Source organism: Burkholderia sp. Bp8986, from assembly GCF_003854225.1.
In the GTDB taxonomy this organism is placed as follows: domain Bacteria; phylum Pseudomonadota; class Gammaproteobacteria; order Burkholderiales; family Burkholderiaceae; genus Burkholderia.
The window spans coordinates 20,807-37,473 of the sequence record NZ_QTQM01000002.1; the positions used below are offsets into that span (position 1 = coordinate 20,807).

Consider the following 16,667-nt stretch of genomic DNA (forward strand, 5'->3'; position numbering starts at 1 on the left):
AGGCGAGAGCGCATAAGAGAAGCCCCGAAGGCCATCCGGCGTTCGGGGCTTTTTTACGCGCGGCGGGCGAGCGCGCCGCGTCAGACCACGGTGATCGCGAGCGCGCTTTCGCGGTAGTGCTTCGCCGCCTTGTCGGTTTCGCCGAGGTGCTCGAACAGGCGTGCGAGCGCACGGTGCGCACGCACCTTCAGCGCCTCGTTGTCGGCCTGCTTCAGCGCGGCTTCGAGGAACGACTGCGCCTTGCCCCAGAGCTGCTGCTGCTGGCAGAGACGGCCGAGCGCGAACAGCAGGTCGGCATCGTCCGGGTGATCCTTCCTCCAGCCTTCGGCCTTCTGGATCAGCGGCAGCGCATCGCCGCCGGCCGTGTCCGGATAGCGGCGCAGCAGGCGCGCATCCCAGTTGTGCGCGAGCGCGTCCTCGACGATGCGGCGCGCTTCGGTGCGGCGCTCGAGCGTCACCAGCAGCTCGGCCGCGAGATCGGCCAGGCGCGGCGATTGGCGTTCGAGCGGCGACAGCGACTGCCACACCTCGAGCAGTGCGTCCGGGTCGTGCCGGCGTTCGCGCAGCAGGTTCTCCGCCGCCTGCTGGCGCAGCCGCACGGCCGCGGCCGGATGCAGCGCCTCGCGTTTCTCGAGCGCCTTTGCGAGCTTCAGCACCTCGGCCCAGTTCTTCAACTGCTGCTGCGCGCGCAGCGCGACCTGCTGCGCATGGATGCGCTTGCCGCCCGCCTGCAGGTCGGCCAGCGCGGCGAGCGCGCCGTCGGCATCGCGCGCATCCGCGCGCATGTCGGCCGCGGCGAGCAGCCGTGCGTCCTGCCATTCCGGCGCGTCGACCTTCGACAGCCAGTCGTCGCGGCGCGTGTACTCGTGCATCCGGTGCGCGGCGGTGGCCCCGACGAGACTCGCGGCGCCCTGGTTCGCATCGACCGCGAGCGCGTCGCGCGCGGCCTTCTCGGCGCGCGAGAAGCGGCCCGCATACAGGTTCGCGATCGCGTCGCGCAGCGACGCCTGTGCCTTCTCGTTGCGCGAACGCGCACGATACGCGGCGACCCGCTGCGGCATGCGCCAGATGTTGCGCACGATGCGCAGCAGCGCGTACACGACGATGAACAGCACGACGATGGAGATCACGAACAGGTTCAGCGACACGTCGACCCGGTACGGCGGATAGACGAGCAGCACCTGCCCCGCGTCGAAATGGCCGACGGTGGCAAGTGCCGCGGCGATCGCGAACAGGATCGCGAGCCAGACGATTCCTCGAAGCGTCATCGTTACCCCCGGCTCTTGAACTGCTGAACGGCGTTCAGGCTCGTGTTCAGGTTCGGCACCGCAACCGTCAGCGATGCACCGTCGACCTGCTTGAGCAGATCCACGACGGTCTGCGTGTCCTTCGATGCCTGGTCGAAATACTTGCCGAGCGACGCCTGCGCGGCGTGCAGGTCGGCCTTCATCGCGCCGTCGTTGCGCGCGAGCAGCGACAGGCGCGCCGTGAGCAGGCGCAGCTTCACGTTCTCGCGCACGAAGTAGCCCTGGTCGGGCGACGCGAGCATCGCGTCGGCATTGTCGATCCGGCGCACCTGCACGAGGCCCTTCAGCTGCTCGCCGAGGCCGGCCGAGAAGTCATGCCACCACACCTTCCAGCGCGGCGTGTCGGCTGCCACCGGCGACGCGGCCTCGGCCGGCGCGGCCTTCGGTGCCGCGTGCGGAACCATCGCCTCGCCCGACAGCGGCAGCGCGTCGATCTTCGCGATCGCGTCGTCGAGCTTGATCGCGAGGCCCGTGAGGTCGGCCGACGGCGCGGCCTTCAGCTTCTCGATGTCCTGCGCGAGCGCCTTGCGCACCGTGACGGCCTGCGCGCTCTGCGACGTCGCGAGTCGCGCGTCGGCATTCTGCAGCGCGATCAGCGCGAGCTGCGTGTTGCCGGTGAGCTGCAGTTGCTGGCTCGCGCTCGACAGCATCTGATCGACTTCCTCGAGCATCCACGCGTCGCGGTTGCGCGACAGGTCCTGGTATTGCTGCTGCAGCGCCTGCTGCGCGCTCTGCGCGTCGGCGAGCTTGCCGTCGAGCTGCGCGAGCTGCGTGTCGACCTGGTGCGTGCCCGCGAGCGCCTGCTCGGTCTTCATGCGGATCTCGGCCGTCTGCGCATCGAGCGCCTTCTGGCGTGCGACGAACGAATCGTCGAGCCGGTCGACCTTGCGGTTCAGCGCATAGCCGCCGGCGCCCGCCGCGCAGCCGAGCACGACGACGACGAACCACAGCACCGCGCTGCCGCCGCGGCGCGCAGGCGGTTCGGACGCCATATAGGCGGGACGGGACGGCGGTGCGGAAGCAGCGGCCGGCTGGGAAGCGACGCTTTTGGAATCGTTGGTATCTGTCATGCGTTTAGTCACCGGTGCGGCTGTCGCCGGTTGGACGGCCTCGTCGGCCATCGTTCGAAACGCGCGGACGATGCGCTCATCGCCCGCGCCGGTCAGCGTAATCCTATCAAAACCCAGTGCGCGCGCGGTCTGCTCGATGCGCGGGTGCGGCGTCACGAGCGGCGCGTGCTTCAGCGCCTCGATCTCGGCGTCGTTCAGGTGCGTGCGCGCGAGTTCGTGCAGGTTGCGCACGCCCTCCGAGCTCGTGACGAGCCACGCGTGCGGCGCGCCGGCGAGCAGCGCATGCACGCGCTCCCACGCGCCGACGCGCGGCTCGGGCACGACGCGCCGGTACGCGGCCACCAGCGTGACGTCCGCGCCGGCTTCGCGCAGCCGCTCGGCGAGCCATTCGCGCCCGCCGTCGCCGCGCACGATCAGCACGCGCTTGCCCGCCAGCGCCTGTGCGCCGCCGAACGCGGCCTCGATGCTCGCGAACAGGTTTTCCGAATCGTAATGCGGGACGCCGCCGTCGGCGGGCGCCTGCGGCGCGATCACGCGATGCGCGGGCGCCGCGATGCCGTGGCGCTCGAGCGCCGCGACGCTGCCGGGCCCGACGACGCCGACCGGCAGTGCATTCGGCCAGATCGCGCCGTACTGCGCGAGTGCGCGGTCGATCGCGTTCGGCGACACGAAGATCACGAGCGCGTAGTCCGCGAGCGCCGCGAACGCGGCATCGAGCGGCGCCGGATCGTCGACCGGCGCGATGTCGATCAGCGGGAATTCGAGCACGTCGCAGCCGGCCTCGGCCAGTTGGGCCGCCAGCGCGGCCGACTGGCCGTCGGGGCGCGTCAGGACGGCGGTGAACGCACGCGCGCCGCCTGCCATCAGGCGTCGCCCTTGCCGGCCTGCGAGCCTGCGAGCAGTGCGTTGACGATGTCGAGCGCACCCTGCGCCTCGAGCTCGTCGGACACCGCGCGGCCGAGCGCGAGCGCATCGGCGACGGTCATCACCGCGCCGCACTCCTCGGCGGTCAGCACGCGCCGGCCGTCGGTCGTCGACACGCGGCCCGTCAGGTACAGCTCGCCCGCGCGCCACACCGCGTGCGCGGCAAGCGGCACCTCGCAGCTGCCGCCGAGCGCGCGCGACACCATCCGCTCGGCCTCGACCGCGAGCGCGGTCTGCGGGTCGTGCAGCGGCGCGAGCCATCCGGCGACGTCCGTGCGGTGCGCGGCGATTTCGATGCCGAGCGCGCCCTGGCCGGCGGCCGGCGGGCTGTCCTCGACGTCGATCAGCGCGCGGATCCGCGCTTCGAGGCCGAGACGCTTCAGGCCCGCGGCCGCGAGGATGATCGCCGCGTAATCGCCGCGATCGAGCTTCGACAGGCGCGTGTCGAGGTTGCCGCGCAGCGGCAGCACGTCGAGGTGCGGATAGCGCGCGCGCAGCATCGCCTCGCGGCGCAGGCTCGACGTGCCGACGACGGCGCCGGCCGGCAGCGCGTCGAGCGACGCGTAGTCGTTCGACACGAACGCGTCGCGCGGATCCTCGCGCTCCATGATCGCGGTCAGCGCGAAACCGTCGGGCAGCGCCATCGGCACGTCCTTCAGCGAATGCACGGCGAGGTCGGCACGGCCGTCGGCGAGCGCATTCTCCAGCTCCTTCACGAACAGGCCCTTGCCGCCGACCTTCGACAGCGTGCGATCGAGAATCTGATCGCCACGGGTCGTCATCCCGAGGATTTTCACGTCACAAGCTGGATATAATTTGCGCAGCGCATCACGCACATGTTCGGCTTGCCACATCGCCAGGCGGCTCTCGCGCGAAGCGATCGTCAGCGTCGCGGGAGCTTGTGCCGCAAGAGTCTCGGAATTCATTGCTGGAACATCGAAGGACGGGATTGAAGATCGAACAATGGTAGCACGCACGCCCCGGCCCGCCCGGGCCCGGAGCCTGCGCCCGCCGCGCTTCGGCGCAGGCGGCGACACCGATGCGCGGATGTGCCGCACGTAGCTGGTTGCTTGACCGCAGTTCCCGTAGTTTCCGCAGTCCCCGCAGTCCCTTTTGACTCGAGCTTTCCCAAGGAAACCCATCGTGAAGTCTTCCGGATCGGCGCGTACGGCGCGCCGCAATGCTGCCCTGCCCTCCTCCGATGCCCCGACGGGCACCATCGCCACCGCCGCGAACGGCCGTGCGAAAACGGCAACGAAACCGAAAGACCCGATACGTCAGACAAAACGCGCGATCAAATCCGCCGCCCCGGCCGCCCGCAAGGCCGGCGCGGCGAAGCCCGGCGCCCGCACGCGCGAGGACAAGGACGGTCCGCTGTTCGAGGACATCCGCTACCTCGGCCGCCTGCTCGGCGACGTGGTGCGTGAACAGGAAGGCGACACCGTGTTCGACGTCGTCGAGACCATTCGCCAGACGGCGGTGAAGTTTCGCCGCGAGGACGACAGCGAGGCCGCGCAAACGCTGGAGAAGAAGCTGCGCAAGCTGACGCCTGAGCAGACGGTGAGCGTCGTGCGCGCGTTCAGCTATTTCTCGCACCTCGCGAACATCGCGGAAGACCGCCACCACAACCGCCGCCGCCGCATCCACGCGCTGGCCGGCTCCGCGCCGCAGCCCGGCACCGTCGCATACGCGCTCGAGCAGCTGAAGACGACCGGCAACGCGTCGAAGCGCCTGCTGCAGCGCTTCTTCGACGATGCGCTGATCGTGCCGGTGCTGACCGCGCACCCGACCGAAGTGCAGCGCAAGAGCATCCTCGACGCGCAGCACGACATCGCGCGCCTGCTCGCCGAGCGCGACCAGGAGCTGACCGCGCGCGAGCGCCAGTACAACGAATCGATGCTGCGCGCGCGCGTGACCGCGCTGTGGCAGACCCGCATGCTGCGCGACGCGCGCCTGACGGTCGGCGACGAGATCGAGAACGCGCTGTCGTACTACCGCGCGACGTTCCTCGACGAACTGCCCGCGCTGTACGGCGACATCGAGGCCGCGCTCGCCGAGCACGGCCTGTCCGCGCGTGTACCGGCGTTCTTCCAGATGGGCAGCTGGATCGGCGGCGATCGCGACGGCAACCCGAACGTGACCGCCCCGACCCTCGAAGAAGCGATCAACCGCCAATCCGCGGTGATCCTCGAACACTATCTGGAACAGGTGCACAAGCTCGGCGCCGAGCTGTCGGTATCGAACCTGCTGGTCGGCGCGAACGACGCGGTGAAGGCGCTCGCGGCCGCGTCGCCCGACCAGTCGCCGCATCGCGTCGACGAACCGTATCGCCGTGCGCTGATCGGCATCTACACGCGGCTCGCCGCAAGCGCGCGCGTGCGGCTCGGCGAAGGCACGGTGCCGGTACGCAGCGCCGGCCGCGGCGCGCCGCCGGTGCGCGCGGTGCCGTACGCCGATTCCGAAGCCTTCGTCGCCGACCTGAAGGTGCTGACCGCCTCGCTCGACGAACATCACGGCGCGTCGCTCGCCGCACCGCGCCTTACGCCGCTCGTGCGCGCGGCCGAAGTGTTCGGCTTCCATCTCGCGAGCATCGACCTGCGCCAGAGCTCCGACATCCACGAAGCCGTGGTCGCCGAGCTGTTCGCGCGCGCCGGCGTCGAAGCCGACTACGCGGCGCTCGCCGAGGAAGACAAGCTGCGCGTGCTGCTGGCCGCGCTTGCCGATCCCCGCCCGCTGCGCTCGCAGTACCTCGAATACTCGGCGCTCGCGCAGAGCGAGCTCGGCGTGTTCGAGAAAGCCCGCGAGGTACGCGCGCAATTCGGCGCGCGTGCGGTGCGCAACTACATCATCTCGCACACGGAAACCGTCAGCGACCTCGTCGAGGTGCTGCTGCTGCAGAAGGAAACGGGCCTGCTCGAAGGCACGCTCGGCCACCATGCGAAGAACGGCCTGATGGTGATTCCGCTGTTCGAGACGATTCCCGACCTGCGCGACGCCGCGCGCATCATGCGCGAATACTTCGCACTGCCGGGCATCGACGCGCTGATCGCGCACCAGGGCGCCGAACAGGAAGTGATGCTCGGCTACTCGGACAGCAACAAGGACGGCGGCTTCCTCACGTCGAACTGGGAGCTGTATCGCGCGGAACTCGCGCTCGTCGACCTGTTCCGCGAACGCAAGATCACGCTGCGCCTGTTCCACGGCCGCGGCGGCACGGTCGGCCGCGGGGGCGGCCCGACCTACCAGGCGATCCTGTCGCAGCCGCCGGGCACCGTGAACGGCCAGATCCGCCTGACCGAACAGGGCGAGGTGATCGCGAGCAAGTTCGCGAATCCCGAGATCGGCCGGCGCAACCTCGAGACGGTGGTCGCCGCGACGCTCGAGGCGTCGCTGCTGCCGCAATCGAACGCGCCCGCGCAACTGCCCGCGTTCGAAGCCGCGATGCAGACGCTGTCCGACGCCGCGATGGCGTCGTATCGCGCGCTCGTCTATGAAACGCCCGGCTTCACCGACTACTTCTTCTCGTCGACGCCGATCACCGAGATCGCCGAGCTGAACATCGGCAGCCGCCCGGCCTCGCGCAAGCTGCAGGATCCGAAGAACCGCAGGATCGAGGATCTCCGCGCGATCCCGTGGGGCTTCTCGTGGGGCCAGTGCCGGCTGCTGCTGACGGGCTGGTACGGCTTCGGCAGCGCGGTGAGCGCGTATCTCGACGGCGCGCAGGACGCGGCCGAGCGCACGAAGCGCGTCGCGCTGCTCAGGAAGATGAACAAGACCTGGCCGTTCTTCGCGAACCTGCTGTCGAACATGGACATGGTGCTCGCGAAGACCGATCTCGCGGTCGCGTCGCGCTACGCGCAGCTGGTCGCCGACCGCAAGCTGCGCAAGCACGTGTTCGAGCGGATCGTCGCGGAATGGGAGCGCACGTCGCAGGCGCTCGCGGAAATCACCGGGCACGAAGGCCGCCTCGCGACCAACCCGCTGCTCGCGCGCTCGATCAAGAACCGCTTCCCGTATCTCGATCCGCTGAACCACCTGCAGGTCGAGCTGATCAAGCGTCACCGCGCGGGCGACTCGAACGCGCGGCTGCGCCGCGGGATTCACCTGACCATCAACGGGATCGCGGCCGGCCTGCGCAACACGGGCTGATCCGAGCACGGTGCGGGCCTGCCCCGCGCCGCGCCGTCATCGCGAAACGAAAGCCGCAAAACGAAAGCCGCGATACGCGACCACGCGTATCGCGGCTTTTTTCATCGAACGGCGCGACGGCACCGGCCGCCGTGCCGTCCCTCGCGCTCATTGCGCGTCGATCAGCAACGCGTCGTGCTCGAACGAGCCGTCAGGCTGCACCGCGTAGTAGCCGTGCACCTCGTCGGGCGCATGCGCCCACAGCGCACGAATGCCCGCGACGCTGTCGGCCGGCGTGCGGATCCGCTCGACCCACGTAGCGAATTCGATCGGCAGGCGCCAGCGGCTCTGCACGTGCGCGTCGAACCCGGCGCCGCGGAACATCGCGAGCCATTCGTCGGCACGGTAGTCGCGCACGTGCGACGCATCGCGCAGTACTTCCGCGGCCTGCAGATACGTGTCGAGCAGCGGATGGTCGTTGCCCGCGATGTCGATCATCAGCACGCGGCCGCCGGGCTTCAGCACGCGGCGCACCTCGGCAAGCGCCGCGCGCACGTCGTGCCAGTGGTGCGCGCTCATCCGGCTGACCACCCAGTCGAAGGTGCGCCCGTCGAACGGCAGTTGCTCGGCCGGGCCCTGCTGCGTGCGGATGTTCGCGAGCCCGCGCGCGCGCGCGGCGGCATCGACGGTCGCGAGCATCGGCGCGGCGAGATCGTACGCGACCACGTCGCGCACGTGCGGAGCAACCGCGAAGCTCGCGTGGCCGGCGCCGCAGCCGAGATCGAGCACCGCCGCTTCGGGCGTCGCGCGCACGGCGTCGGCCAGCGCCTGCAGATCGGCACCCGTCGCGTGGACCGTGCTCGTCAGGTAGGCGGCGGCCGTCGTGCCGAATGCGTCGGCGACCTGGTCGTGGTGTTTCATCGTTCGCTCCTTCCTTGGGTGGGGCGCGCGCTGCCTGTCAGCGCGCGAATCGCTACAATAGGGCCGCGCTTGTACCAGTACAAGTTAAGCAGTTATTCTGGTATTTGTTACACCTGCCTGATCCTTGCCGCGCACTCAGCGCCCCTTTTCAGCCGTTTCCGCATGAACCAGCCGTCGTCCGCCCCCACCCCGCCCCTCGATGCGACGCCCGCCCGCGCGCTCGGCGAATTCATCCGCGCACACCGCGAGCGGCTGTCGCCGCAGGCCGTCGGCCTGCCGCCCGGCCCGCGCCGCCGCACGCCGGGGCTGCGGCGCGAGGAAGTCGCGCAGCTGTGCGGCGTCAGCCCGACCTGGTACACGTGGATCGAGCAGGGCCGCCCGGTGTCGGCGTCGGCCGACGCGCTCGCGCGGATCGCCGTCGCACTGCAGTTGTCGAAAGCCGAACGCGCGTACCTGTTCGAACTGGCCGCACAGCGCGATCCGGCCGAGCCCGACGTCGCGGCCGGCGACTTGCCGCCGACGCTCGCCGCCACCGTCGCCGCGATCGCCACGCCGGCGTACGTGCTCGACCGGCAATGGAACGCGCTCGCATGGAACGCGCCGGCCGCCGCGCTGTTCACGGGCTGGCTCGACGACGAGCACGACCGCAACCTGCTGCGCTTCACGTTCATGGCGCCGGCCGCGCGCACGCTGATCGTCGACTGGGAAACCCGCGCGCGCCGGCTCGCGGCCGAATTCCGCGCCGACTCGATCCGCCACCTCGCCGACGCGCCGACCCGCGCGCTGATCGACGCGCTGATGGCCGGCAGCGATGCCTTCGCGCAGTACTGGGCGTCGCAGGACGTGTTCGAGCGCGAAGGCGGCCTGCGCGAATTCGACCATCCGGCCGACGGCCGCCTCGTGTACCAGCAGATCACGCTGAAACCCGCGCACCGCGAGGACCTGAAGCTGGTCGTGCTCGTGCGCGATTGACGCGGCTCAGAAGCTGATCGTCGCGGTGATGGTGTCGCTGTAGTTGCCGGGTGCCGGTGTCGCCTGTGCAGGTACGCGGCCGTATATCGCGATCGCCTGCGCGAATCCGCTGCCGGTTCCGGTCGCCATCGTCGTGCCGCCGGTGCCGTCGCCCCACGGCTGCGTGTGGCCGCTGTCCTGATAGAGCTGATAGGCGACCGAGCCGCCGCCCGTGCGCTGCATCGTCCGAGCGGCGACACTGCCGCTGGCGCCGCCGTTCAACGCGATCTGGAATGCATCGCCGTTCGTGCACCGCGCACTGATCGAGCCGCTCGCGGTCAGCGCCGACGCCAGCACGCCCGACGCCGGAAACGCAACGCCGGTCGCGCTGATGATGCAGTTGTTGATGACGGTGGCCGTGGCCGTAACGGTCATCGTGCCGGCCGTCGATTGCGACGCGCACGGCGTCGGCGACACGACGCCGAGCAGCGAAAAACTGTAGCTATAAGCGGCCTGGTTGCCGCTGAAAGTCTGCGAATAGACCGTGCTGGCATTGTTCACGGTCGGCACGGTGGGCTGGTTCGACGCAATGCGGCCGTAGATCGTCACGTTCGTACTCGCGGACGTGCCGAGCAGCGGCTTCGTCAACGAGACGGATATCGGCGTCGTGCCGGTGCTGACGGCGCCCCAGGGCTGCGCGTAACCCGAGTCCTGATACAGGTCGTACTGCATCTGGTTCGCCCCGTTGCTCAGGTAGCGCGGGCTCGTGCCGCCGAGGTTCACGCAAACGAGCACGCCGGGGTTCACGCTCAGCGCGTCCCACGTGCAGCTCACGGTCATCGTGCTGTTGGTCGTATAGGCCTGCTGCGTAATCGGGCTGACCGAGCCGAAGCTCGGCACCGGCGGCGTCACCGAACACGTGTCCGCGCGAGCCGGCAGCCACGGCATGCCGAGCAGCGCGGCCAGCAACAGGCACGATAGCGCGCGCATCCAGCGGCGCGCCGTGTCGAATCCGTGATCCGCCATGCATTCCCCCGAAAAGGCCCGTCCGTTCGACCCGGCTTCCAGCCCGGGCTGCGCCCCCATGGTATCCGTCCGAGCAGCGATCATTCGCATTGTTGCTTGATCCATGTCAAAACCGCCGATGGCATTCGGCGAGGAACCCGGACAATGCGCTCCGGATCGGCGTTTTCTCCAATGCGCGCGACCGAGTCCGTGGAGTAGTCTTCCACCAACGACAGAGCGGTTACGGCGACCGGCGACAGACCACGCGGCAGGCACTCCGCGGCCGGGCGACCCCATTAAACGGCAGGAGACAATCATAATGAACGATTCCCGACGTCGTGTTCTTTCAGCCATGCTCGCGGCCACCTTCGCATTCGCGCCCGCGCTGCAGCCCGTCACCGTTGCCGCAGTCTATTCGAACGGCAACGCCACCGCCCAGTTCAACGTCACGCTCACGATCCAGGCCAACTGCGCAATCGCCGCGAACCCGCTTGCATTCGGCACGTCCGGCGTGCTCACGTCCGCGCTCAACCAGCAGACCACGGTCTCCGTCACCTGCTCGAACTCGACGCCATACAACATCGGACTCGACGCCGGCTCGGTCAGCGGCTCGACGGTCGCCAGCCGGCTGATGGGCGGGACGACGAGCGGCAATACCGGCACGACGGTCGGCTACCAGCTCTACCAGGACTCGGGCCACACGACGATCTGGGGCAACACGCAGGGCACCGATACGGTCGGCGGCACCGGCACCGGTTCCGCGCAACTGCTGAACGTGTACGGCCAGGTACCTACGCAAGCGACGCCGAAGCCGGACACCTATCAGGCCGCCGTCACCGCCACCGTCTACTTCTGACGCGCCGTGGCATCGTTCCCGCGCGCCCTGGTCGCGCTGTGCGTCGCGTCGGCGTGCGCGGCCGCATCCGCCGCCACGCTGCAGATCATGCCCGTGACGATCGAGCTGCCGCCCTCGGCCGCCGCGGCGAGCATGACGCTCAGCAATCCTGGCGGACAGCCGATCTACGGCCAGGTCCGCGCCTATCGCTGGACGCAGGAAAACGGCGACGACGTGATGACGCCGACCGATGCGCTCGCCGCCTCGCCGCCGCTGTTGCAAATCGGCGCGAACGCCGAGCAGTTGATCCGGCTCGTGCGCACGGGGCGCGGCGCGCCGGCCGCCGAGGAAAGCTATCGCGTATTGATCGACGAACTGCCGTCGCCCGGTACGCCGGTCGAGAACGGCATCACGATCCGGCTGCGCTATTCGGTGCCCGTATTCGTCGAGCCCGAAGGCGCCCGGGCAGCGCCGCGCCTCGACTGGCGCGTCGAGCGCGACGGATCCGGCACGCGGCTCGCGGTCGCCAACCGCGGCGAACACCGTGCGCAGATTGCCGCGGTTCGGCTCGTCGACGCGCGCGGCACCGTGCACGACGTCACGCGCGGCCTGCTCGGCTACGCGCTCGCGGGCAGCACGCGACGCTGGCCGCTCAAGCTGGATGCGGGCGCGGCGGGATTCGTCAGGATCCAGGCGACCGTCAACGCGCAGCCGGTCGAGGCCCGGCTGACATCGCCCTGATCCACGCCGGAGGATCGCACGACGTTGCCCGTTCCGACGACGAGCACGGCCCTCCGGGCTGCCTGCCCCGCGCGACATGCCCGGCCCGCCGCTGCTGCGCTTTCGCTGGCGTTTTCACTGGCACTCGCGCTGGCCGTGCACGCAGGCGCCGGATGCGCACAGACGGCGCCGCAGGCGGCAGCGGCAGCCGCCCCCGCGCCTGCTCAGGACACACTGTTTCTCGACGTGTCGCTCAACGGTGAACCGACGCACCGGATCGCACGCTTCCAGCAAATCGACGGCCGGCTGTACGCGGCGTCCGCCGACCTGAACGACCTGGGCATCGCGACCGGCGACCGGGCGACCGCGCCGTCGAACACGCCCGTCGCGCTCGACACGCTCGCGGGGCTGCGCTACGACTACGACGCGGGCCGGCAGACGCTCGACCTGCGGGTGCCCGACGCGCTGCGCATCCCGCACACGTTCGATACGCGCGCGCTCGCGGCCGCGCCGCCCGCCACCTCCGGCCGCGGCTTCGTGCTGAACTACGACGCCTACGCGCAGACCGTCGCCCATGCGCCGCTCGCGGTCTGGAGCGAGGCGCGCTATTTCGATCCGGCCGGCGTATTCAGCAGCACCGGCATCGCGTACCTGTACGACGACCGCCGGCGCTACGTGCGCTACGACACGTCGTGGAGCCACTCGAACCCCGGCACGCTCACGACGACCCAGATCGGCGACACGATTTCGTCGTCGTTGTCATGGACGCGCTCGCTGCGCCTCGGCGGCGTGCAGTGGCGCAGCAACTTCGGCCTGCGCCCCGACCTCGTCACGTTTCCGGTACCTGCGCTGTCCGGGAGCGCGGTCGTGCCGACCTCGGTCGACCTGTACGTGAACAACGTGCGCCAGTTCAGCGGCGACGTGCCGAGCGGGCCGTTCGTGATCAACAGCGTGCCCGGGATCACCGGCGCAGGCAACGCGACGGTCGTCACGCGCGACGCGCTCGGCCGCTCGATCGCGACGTCCATTCCGCTGTACGTCGATACGCGCCTGCTCGCGCCCGGCCTCGCCAGCTATTCGGCGGAAGCCGGGTTCCTGCGCCGCGCCTATGGCGACGATTCGTTCGACTATGCGCGCACACCGGCGGCGAGCGGCTCGCTGCGCTACGGCATCAGCGAGCGGCTGACCGTCGAGGCGCATGCGGAAGCGACGGCCGGCGTCTACAACGCAGGTGCCGGCGCGCTCGCGCGCCTCGGCGAACGCGGCGTGGCGAATGCGTCGCTCGCGGTCAGCGCCCCGGGCCGCGCGGGCGTGCAGGCCGGCGTCGGCTACCAGTACGTGACGCCGCGCTTCTCGATCGATGCGCAGACGCTGCGCGCCTTCGGCGACTACAGCGACCTCGGCAGCCGCGAAGGCGTGCCGGTCTCGCGCGCCACCGACCGCGTCACGATTTCGTTCCCGTTCCTGCGCGCGCAGACCCTGTCGTTCAGCTATCTCGCCCTCAAGTATCCGGGCGTCGCCGCGTCGCGCATCGGCTCGATCGCATACCTGGTCAATCTCGGCGGGCTGACATCGATCACGTTCAGCGGCTTCCAGGACTTCCGGCAGCACGACGCACGCGGCTTCTTCGTGAGCCTGAGCGTCGGGCTCGACGGCAACACGTCGGTCTCGACGAACGCCGGACGGCAGAACGGCGATTCGACCTACACGCTGAACGCGACACGGCCGCCCGACTACGGCGGCGGCGTCGGCTGGAACGTGCAGGCGGGCGCCAACGCGGGCGTCCGCTACGCGCAGGGGCAACTGCAGTATCTCGGCCGCGCCGGCCAGGTCGCGCTGCTCGCGCAATCGTTCGACGGGCGCGGCAACGCGTCGGTCGACGTCACGGGCGCGCTCGTGCTGATGGACGGCCGGCTGATGACGGCGCGCCGCGTCGACGACGGTTTCGCGCTCGTCTCGACCGACACCGGGCGCGTCCCCGTGCTGCACCAGAACCGGCTGATCGGCGAGACGGACCGGGCCGGCTACCTGCTCGTGCCCGACCTGAATGCCTATCAGAGCAATCGCGTCGCGATCGACGGCACCGCGCTGCCCGCCGACGCACGGATCGCCGACACGACGCTCGACGTCGTGCCGCAGGCGCGCTCCGGCGTGCTCGCGCACTTCGCGGTGACCCGCTACAGCGCCGCGTCGATCGCGCTGCGCGCGCCGGACGGCACGCCGCTGCCGCCCGGGCTCGAGGTTCGCCACGTCGAAAGCGGCCAGCGCACGATCGTCGGCTATGACGGCCTGACCTTCGTCGACGGCCTCGTCGCGAACAATCACCTCGAAATCTCCGGCCACGGCCGCGGCTGCGCCGTCGCATTCGCGTATCGGCGCCCGGACGACGGCACGCTGCCGCGAATCGGACCGCTGACGTGCAGCCCCCCGTGAGCCGCGCCCGTTCGCGGCCGGCGCACGCGTCGGCCGCCCGCCCCACGAATGCTAGAATTGCGGGATTCCCTCGGCGGCGCACGCCGCCCAACTCCCCTTCGAAGAATCGCCATGACGTCCCAACTGCACAAAAAGGGCGAGGCCTGGTCGGCCCGCTTCTCGGAACCGATGTCGGAGCTGGTCAAGCGCTACACGTCGTCGGTGTTTTTCGACAAGCGCCTCGCGCTCGTCGACATCGCCGGCTCGCTCGCGCACGCGAGCATGCTCGCGGCGCAGAAGATCATCAGCGCCGACGACCTCGCCGCGATCGAACGCGGGATGACGCAGATCAAGGGCGAGATCGAGCGCGGCGAATTCGAATGGCAGCTGGATCTCGAGGACGTCCACCTGAACATCGAGGCGCGCCTCACCGCGCTGATCGGCGACGCCGGCAAGCGCCTGCACACGGGCCGCTCGCGCAACGACCAGGTCGCGACCGACATCCGTCTGTGGCTGCGTGGCGAGATCGACCGCATCGGCGGCCTCCTGAACGACCTGCGCGGCGCGCTGATCGACCTCGCGGAGCAGAACGCGGACACGATCATGCCGGGCTTCACGCACCTGCAGGTCGCGCAGCCGGTCACGTTCGGCCACCACCTGCTCGCGTACGTCGAGATGTTCACGCGCGACGCCGAGCGCATGCGCGACTGCCGCACCCGCGTGAACCGCCTGCCGCTCGGCGCGGCCGCGCTCGCCGGCACCAGCTATCCGATCGACCGCCACGCGGTCGCGAAGACGCTCGGCTTCGACGGCATCTGCGCGAACTCGCTCGACGCGGTGTCGGATCGCGACTTCGCGATCGAATTCACGGCGGCATCCGCGCTCGTGATGACGCACGTGTCGCGCTTCTCCGAGGAACTCGTGCTGTGGATGAGCCCGCGCGTCGGCTTCATCGACATCGCCGACCGCTTCTGCACCGGCAGCTCGATCATGCCGCAGAAGAAGAACCCGGACGTGCCCGAGCTCGCGCGCGGCAAGACGGGCCGCGTGAACGGCCACCTGATGGCGCTCCTCACGCTGATGAAGGGCCAGCCGCTCGCGTACAACAAGGACAACCAGGAAGACAAGGAACCGCTGTTCGACACGGTCGACACCGTCGCCGACACGCTGCGGATCTTCGCCGAGATGGTCGCGGGCATCACCGTGAAGCCGGACGCGATGCGCGCGGCCGCGCTGCAGGGCTTCTCCACCGCCACCGACCTCGCCGACTACCTCGTGAAGCGCGGCCTGCCGTTCCGCGATGCGCACGAAGCCGTCGCGCACGCGGTGAAGATCTGCGACGACCGCGGGATCGACCTCGCCGACCTGACGCTCGACGAAATGAAGCAGGAACTGCCGAACGTCGCGCACCTGATCGGCGACGACGTGTTCGGCTACCTGACGCTCGAAGGGTCGGTCGCCAGCCGCAACCACCCGGGCGGCACGGCCCCCGATCAGGTGCGTGCGGCGGTCAAGGCCGCGCGCGCCGCGCTCGGCAAGTAAGCCTGCCGTCGCGGACGGGCGCCTTCGGCGTCCGTTCTTCATTCGGGCGGCCGTCGCGCCGCCCGACGCCTTCCCCGCTGTTCCGTTTTCCCGCTTTCCGGACACCGCCGATGACCTTCTCCGCCGCGCTCTTCGACATGGACGGCCTGCTCGTCGATTCCGAGCGGACCATCATGAACACGTGGATCGACGTGTCGAACGCGCACGGCGTCGTCCTGACCGAGATCGACTACCTGCAGATCGTCGGCCGCTCGTTCGCCGAAGGCCAGGTGATTCTCGCGCGGCTGATCGGCCATCCCGACACGTTCGACGCCGTGCGCATCCGCGTGCGCGAGCAACTCGCCGCGCCCGAACCCCATCCGAAGTTTCCGCTGAAGTCCGGCGCGCTGGCGTTGCTCGAGACGCTCGCGCAGGCCGGCATTCCGTGCGCGGTCGCATCGTCGTCCGCGCGCGACGTGATTCGTGCGCGGCTCGACGCGGTCGGCGTGCTGCCGTTCTTCCGCGCGATCGCGGGTGGCGACGAGGTCGCGCGCGGCAAGCCCGACCCGGCCGTGTACCGGCTCGCGGCCGAACGCCTCGGCGTGCCGGCGCACGCGTGCGTCGCGTTCGAGGACAGCGACTTCGGCGCGCAATCGGCCGCCGGCGCCGGCGCATCGGTCGTCACCGTGCCCGACCTGAAGGCGCCGACGCCCGAGATCGTCGCGCTGAGCCTGCACGTGCTCGCGTCGCTCGACGATGCGGTCGCGCTCGTGCCGTCGTGGTTCGGCCGTCTGGACACGCAGCAGTCCGCATAAGCGCCACGTGGCGCGCACATGCAAACGGGCACCCGCGGGTGCCCGTTTTGCGTTGCCG

Annotated in this window: 12 protein-coding genes; 7 read left to right on the forward strand and 5 right to left on the reverse strand. The window is 70.0% G+C overall.

Annotated elements, in window-relative coordinates:
• Window positions 1-80 precede the first annotated feature (80 nt).
• From DID99_RS02015 to hemC, 3 genes are read right to left on the reverse strand one after another with little or no spacing between them, the layout of a single operon-like run.
• Window positions 81-1,268: a heme biosynthesis protein HemY gene (locus DID99_RS02015; RefSeq protein WP_124488443.1), complete on the reverse strand. Its 1,188-nt coding sequence runs from the start codon at window positions 1,266-1,268 to the stop codon at window positions 81-83.
• 2 nt (window positions 1,269-1,270) lie between these two features.
• A complete protein-coding gene (hemDX, locus tag DID99_RS02020; RefSeq protein ID WP_124665998.1) occupies window positions 1,271-3,241 on the reverse strand; it encodes a fused uroporphyrinogen-III synthase HemD/membrane protein HemX in 1,971 nt (656 codons plus the stop codon).
• Window positions 3,241-4,227 carry a hydroxymethylbilane synthase gene (gene hemC, locus DID99_RS02025; RefSeq protein WP_044847732.1) on the reverse strand — a complete coding sequence of 329 codons (987 nt, stop codon included), beginning with the start codon at window positions 4,225-4,227 and terminating at the stop codon, window positions 3,241-3,243. The genes hemDX and hemC overlap by 1 nt, the downstream gene beginning before the upstream one ends.
• Window positions 4,228-4,444: 217 nt before the next feature.
• Here hemC and ppc point away from each other — a divergent pair, with 217 nt between their 5' ends.
• On the forward strand, window positions 4,445-7,450 hold the full coding sequence (ppc, locus tag DID99_RS02030) for a phosphoenolpyruvate carboxylase (protein WP_124571278.1): 3,006 nt from the start codon (window positions 4,445-4,447) through the stop codon (window positions 7,448-7,450).
• Between the two features lie 147 nt (window positions 7,451-7,597).
• Here ppc and DID99_RS02035 read toward each other — a convergent pair whose 3' ends face one another.
• Window positions 7,598-8,350 (reverse strand): class I SAM-dependent methyltransferase, encoded by a 753-nt coding sequence (locus DID99_RS02035; protein WP_124571277.1) that lies wholly within the window; start codon window positions 8,348-8,350, stop codon window positions 7,598-7,600.
• 162 nt (window positions 8,351-8,512) lie between these two features.
• On the opposite strand from DID99_RS02035, the gene DID99_RS02040 reads away from it, so the two are divergent.
• Window positions 8,513-9,322, forward strand: a complete 810-nt coding sequence (locus tag DID99_RS02040) for a helix-turn-helix transcriptional regulator (RefSeq protein ID WP_044847729.1) — start codon at window positions 8,513-8,515, stop codon at window positions 9,320-9,322.
• Between the two features lie 6 nt (window positions 9,323-9,328).
• Here the strand turns inward: DID99_RS02040 and DID99_RS02045 are convergent, their stop codons facing one another.
• Window positions 9,329-10,327, reverse strand: a complete 999-nt coding sequence (locus DID99_RS02045) for a spore coat U domain-containing protein (RefSeq protein ID WP_124665999.1) — start codon at window positions 10,325-10,327, stop codon at window positions 9,329-9,331.
• A 298-nt stretch (window positions 10,328-10,625) separates the two neighbouring features.
• Here DID99_RS02045 and DID99_RS02050 point away from each other — a divergent pair, with 298 nt between their 5' ends.
• The 5 genes from DID99_RS02050 (at window position 10,626) to DID99_RS02070 (ending at window position 16,609) form a co-directional block, all read left to right on the forward strand.
• Window positions 10,626-11,162 carry a spore coat U domain-containing protein gene (locus DID99_RS02050; protein WP_124666000.1) on the forward strand — a complete coding sequence of 179 codons (537 nt, stop codon included), beginning with the start codon at window positions 10,626-10,628 and terminating at the stop codon, window positions 11,160-11,162.
• A 6-nt stretch (window positions 11,163-11,168) separates the two neighbouring features.
• Complete coding sequence (locus DID99_RS02055; protein WP_124571274.1) at window positions 11,169-11,882, forward strand: molecular chaperone; 714 nt, start codon at window positions 11,169-11,171, stop codon at window positions 11,880-11,882.
• A 24-nt stretch (window positions 11,883-11,906) separates the two neighbouring features.
• Window positions 11,907-14,294, forward strand: coding sequence for a fimbria/pilus outer membrane usher protein (locus tag DID99_RS02060; RefSeq protein ID WP_124666001.1), 2,388 nt, complete (start codon window positions 11,907-11,909; stop codon window positions 14,292-14,294).
• A 111-nt stretch (window positions 14,295-14,405) separates the two neighbouring features.
• Window positions 14,406-15,815 (forward strand): argininosuccinate lyase, encoded by a 1,410-nt coding sequence (gene argH / locus DID99_RS02065; protein WP_044847728.1) that lies wholly within the window; start codon window positions 14,406-14,408, stop codon window positions 15,813-15,815.
• A 110-nt stretch (window positions 15,816-15,925) separates the two neighbouring features.
• A complete protein-coding gene (locus DID99_RS02070) occupies window positions 15,926-16,609 on the forward strand; it encodes an HAD family phosphatase (RefSeq protein ID WP_124488452.1) in 684 nt (227 codons plus the stop codon).
• Window positions 16,610-16,667 lie beyond the last annotated feature (58 nt).

Excerpts from the sequence above, each read along its gene's own strand:
- DID99_RS02015 (WP_124488443.1), bottom strand. The coding sequence starts at position 1,268 with ATGACGCTTCGAGGAATCGTCTGGCTCGCGATCCTGTTCGCGATCGCC.
- hemDX (WP_124665998.1), bottom strand. The coding sequence starts at position 3,241 with ATGGCAGGCGGCGCGCGTGCGTTCACCGCCGTCCTGACGCGCCCCGAC.
- hemC (WP_044847732.1), bottom strand. The coding sequence starts at position 4,227 with ATGAATTCCGAGACTCTTGCGGCACAAGCTCCCGCGACGCTGACGATC.
- DID99_RS02035 (WP_124571277.1), bottom strand. The coding sequence starts at position 8,350 with ATGAAACACCACGACCAGGTCGCCGACGCATTCGGCACGACGGCCGCC.
- DID99_RS02040 (WP_044847729.1), top strand. The coding sequence starts at position 8,513 with ATGAACCAGCCGTCGTCCGCCCCCACCCCGCCCCTCGATGCGACGCCC.
- DID99_RS02045 (WP_124665999.1), bottom strand. The coding sequence starts at position 10,327 with ATGGCGGATCACGGATTCGACACGGCGCGCCGCTGGATGCGCGCGCTA.
- DID99_RS02050 (WP_124666000.1), top strand. The coding sequence starts at position 10,626 with ATGAACGATTCCCGACGTCGTGTTCTTTCAGCCATGCTCGCGGCCACC.
- argH (WP_044847728.1), top strand. The coding sequence starts at position 14,406 with ATGACGTCCCAACTGCACAAAAAGGGCGAGGCCTGGTCGGCCCGCTTC.
- DID99_RS02070 (WP_124488452.1), top strand. The coding sequence starts at position 15,926 with ATGACCTTCTCCGCCGCGCTCTTCGACATGGACGGCCTGCTCGTCGAT.